This window comes from Brucella sp. NBRC 14130, assembly GCF_040371715.1.
Classification (GTDB): domain Bacteria; phylum Pseudomonadota; class Alphaproteobacteria; order Rhizobiales; family Rhizobiaceae; genus Brucella; species Brucella intermedia.
The window spans coordinates 1-3,597 of sequence record NZ_BAABTE010000046.1 but is presented as its reverse complement, the minus strand read 5'-3'; the positions used below and the strand labels follow the sequence as shown (position 1 = coordinate 3,597).

The window sequence follows — 3,597 nt, the reverse complement described above, 5'->3', positions numbered from 1 at the left end:
TGCGGCTTCCAGAAGGGCAAGAAGACCGGTTGACGTATGAATGGGCCCGCCATTGTCGATGGCTTCCAGAACCCGCTTTCCGCCGTCTGATCGGCTAGCGGTTTCCACATCGATGACCTTGTCGAGGTACACCCGACCATTCTCACGGCGCACGTTTTCATTCCAGGCGCCAATCCAGCCAAGATTGATGCCTTCCGGGTCTCGAGCCGAGACGAATGCACCATTGATCATTGGGTGACCGAGTGGTGCTGGAGTTCTCTCCAGACTGGCGAAGCTCTTCGCGATCTCATCAGCCGGGTACATGATGTCGTTCATGACGATATTGTCTGGGAGAGTGGCAGACGGGACGATAACCACGTCTCGGCCGTTTCTCTTCTCGCGTCGGATCGCACCGGCGTTAGCCAGTGATCGGATATTCACCCGAACGGTTTTGGACATTTTCAATCCTTTTCGGATACTAAGAGACAGCACAGTCAACGGGGGGGCTGCAAAAATGTTGGATCGCAATTCTTGGGACTACATGCGCATGATCGAACGGGAGTTCGTGCGAACTCTTGATTTCGTTTCTCTAAGTGATGAGCATGCGAAGGTTTACTCTAACGAGTACGCCAAACTGTTACTGTTGGCAGGGAGTGAAGTTGATACATTGATGAGCTTTGTGGCATCTCGTGTTGCCGAGAAACCAATTTCCGGTATCAAGGGGTGCCAAACAATTCTATGCAGCCACTACAAGGGCTTTGAAACTGTAGAGATTTCTATCCCTCGCATTGCTCGAACAATTCGCCCATTTTCTACATGGTCAAAGAAGAGAACTTCACCTGATTGGTGGGTCGCCTACAATAACGTGAAACATGATCGCTATCGCAATTTTCACGACGCTAATCAGGAGAGCTGTCTGCAGGCTATTGCCGCATTAATTGTTCTAAACCTGTACAAGTTCGGCGATTGTTTGGAGCCGTACACACAACTATTTGATCCGGGTTATCCTCAATCAATTTCCACGTCAGGATCAATCAATCTTCCTGGATTTGTGAATCCTTTGGACGTGTGATAGCCGCCGCTACATCCTCTTCATCGTCCTCACGGTATCGCTGATCGTCTGTGAGAGGCTCCTTGCCGACGACTTCACGCATCTCATCAGCAGTGAATACCAACTCATTGGATGCGCTCATCTTCTGGTTGGTATCTGCCATCTTGGCTACACGGTCGATCTTCTCGGCCATGGACGTTTCAGTCAGGTCGGCCCAATCCAGATACCAGTCCTTTTCCGGCAGTATGCGGAACCGCTCAAGACGGTTGACGAAGTCCATAATGTTCGGGCGGACTGTGTTTGTCCGACGAGACATGTTTGTCTTGGCCCACTCGTCAGCATCTTCAGTGCTGGCTCGCTCGCCCGTCTGTGAACCGACAAGGATCTTGACCGGTATCGAGATGGAAGCTGCGAACGCCTGGAGGGCGATGGCAAAGAAGTGTTCAGGACTCGGCAGTGTGACGCCTAGCGTCTTCGCGGTCATGCCCTGCATCATCAGCAGCTTGTCAAAGCCGCGTTGCCAGTCCTCGACCTGATCATTCATGCGGTCGACGAGTTCATCCACCGGTACGCCCATGATCTTGGCCATTTCGTCAAGCTTGGCTTCAGCATCGACTTCGAGCACAGGAGCAGACTTCGCGTTCTTCCAGAATCCCTCGCCACCTGCGCCGCTGACCTTCTCCAAGGTGATCAGGTCGTTGTAGCCGGGCTCAAGAAGTGAACGGCAATCGAGCGTTCCATCACGTGACCAGATAATCACCCGATCGGGGTGAAGCATAAACTGGCGTGGCTGTCGTGTTTCCTCTCCTACGCTTGCCTCATTGAACTGGTACATCAGCGGCTGGCCGTAGGTATCGGACATTTCGTCCGTATCCCACTGGGAGACCTGCAACTGGCCTTCCCACGCCGGGATGACTTCGACTAGCCCCAAAAGCCCGCCCGGCACCGTATCAACCGGCTCCGAGAACTTCTTGTTGTCAGCTAATCGAAGGATCAGACCGGAGTACGCTCCGACCAGTGAACGACGATCGGTCTCGGCAATGCGTGACCAGATGCGCAGGTCTTCGAACCTCTGGCGAATATCGGCTTCAAGCTTGGTTTCCTCGCTGCGCTGCCCCTCGGACCCGTCACGCTGCTTTTCCTGAAGGAAAGGATTATCTTGCCATGTCTTCAGGATGGTCTTGTCAACACCGGCCGCGGCAATACCGTTTCGGCGGTACATGCCATACAGCATATCGAACGTCAGGTTTTCAGGATATCCAAAGTCAGCGTAATGATTGTGCTTCGCGGCGGTGAAGTAGCCCGGGAACATTACGTCGAGCCGACGCGCCGCGGCATTGGCCAAGGCTCGAATTGGGTTCATCGGTGCTTCTTTCTAAGGAACATTGCGACGTTCTTTTCGTCGCCCAGCATCAATTCAGTGATTGCCCAGACAAGGGCGTCGGCACGGTCGGGTGATCCCTCGCCCACGTAGCCGGAGGCCGTAAAGTTACACATCTGGTCTTCAAGGTCGGGGAAAATGCCCACGTGATGCACTTTGCCTTGCTCGTACAAGGCACTGATCGGCTCGGCTCGAACGGCTTTGCCACGACTAGCAACAACTTCCTTGAATGCAGCCTTCTTGTCGGCGGTCGCCACCGTGAAGCGCACCATGTCGCCGCCGTAGTTCCGCTCACCGACAATCCGGTCAGCTTCGAAACGGTGATAAAGGTCGACTGCCCGCCTGCCCCATCCTTCCGGCGACAATTGGCAAGTGCCATCTTCAAGAATGTAAGCGTGACCGTCTACCCCACGGCCGGCGACAACGATGCCGATATCATCGCCGCCGTCATCGCCACGCGTGCCTGATGGATCGACAGCGACCACGATACGAACAAGCTCTGGCGCCTGTTTCACTCGCAGGCTGTCTATACCTGGCATAATCTTGCCGTCGGCAGCCGTGCGGTCATCAAGCGCCCACAACGCGCCATTGACTTCACTTGCCCATTCACCCGCTTCAAAACGAAGCCGCTTTGCTGCCGACATCGAGGCCAGCACGTCGAAATACTCCGCCGGCAGGTTATCGGCATTGTCGGACGGGTTTACCTTCATCTCGACGTAGTCGTCGGGGTTAGGAAGAGCCTCTTTCGTGCCGGGCTTCATCTTCGCCCGGAATAGCTGAAAGCTCCAGTGCAGCTTGGAGGGCGGGTTACAGTCGAAATAGGCCTTGAGCGCCAGAAACTGCCGTCCGGTGGCTTTCGCTATTTGAGCCGCGAGCTCACACTTCTGGGCCAGTCGGGACATTGCGGTTTCAACCGATGCCCAAGGAATCTGACTGCTTTCGTTGAAATAGAGCGTTGCATATTCCTGCCCAAGGATCTTCTCGACGCGCTCCTTGTCATCCAGACCCGCAATCCAGACCTGAGAACCGTTTGGTAGCTCGACATAGAAGTCAGTCTTGTCGAACCGCACGCGCAGCGATGGGAAGCAAAGCTTCAGAACCTTCGGCAGAGTGTCGGACCAAACCGAGGTCTTGGCGTGATTGAACCGGAAACGGAAAATGACATGCCGAGAGCCTGGCGCATTGA

The 3,597-nt window shown here is 54.6% G+C and carries 3 protein-coding genes and 1 pseudogene; 1 reads left to right on the top strand and 3 read right to left on the bottom strand.

Annotated features, from left to right (window positions below; all coding sequences use genetic code 11):
• Positions 1-438: pseudogene (locus tag ABWW28_RS27345) on the bottom strand (hypothetical protein); the annotation flags it as partial.
• 55 nt (positions 439-493) lie between these two features.
• Here ABWW28_RS27345 and ABWW28_RS27340 point away from each other — a divergent pair.
• Positions 494-1,051, top strand: a complete 558-nt coding sequence (locus ABWW28_RS27340) for a hypothetical protein (protein ID WP_179504121.1) — start codon at positions 494-496, stop codon at positions 1,049-1,051.
• On the opposite strand, the gene ABWW28_RS27335 is transcribed toward ABWW28_RS27340, so the two are convergent.
• A complete protein-coding gene (locus tag ABWW28_RS27335) occupies positions 1,014-2,393 on the bottom strand; it encodes an anti-CBASS protein Acb1 family protein (RefSeq protein ID WP_179504122.1) in 1,380 nt (459 codons plus the stop codon). The genes ABWW28_RS27340 and ABWW28_RS27335 overlap by 38 nt on opposite strands.
• Positions 2,390-3,597, bottom strand: a 1,208-nt coding sequence (locus ABWW28_RS27330; RefSeq protein WP_353392965.1) for a phage terminase large subunit family protein, incomplete at its 5' end; no start/stop codon positions are given. The genes ABWW28_RS27335 and ABWW28_RS27330, both read right to left, overlap by 4 nt.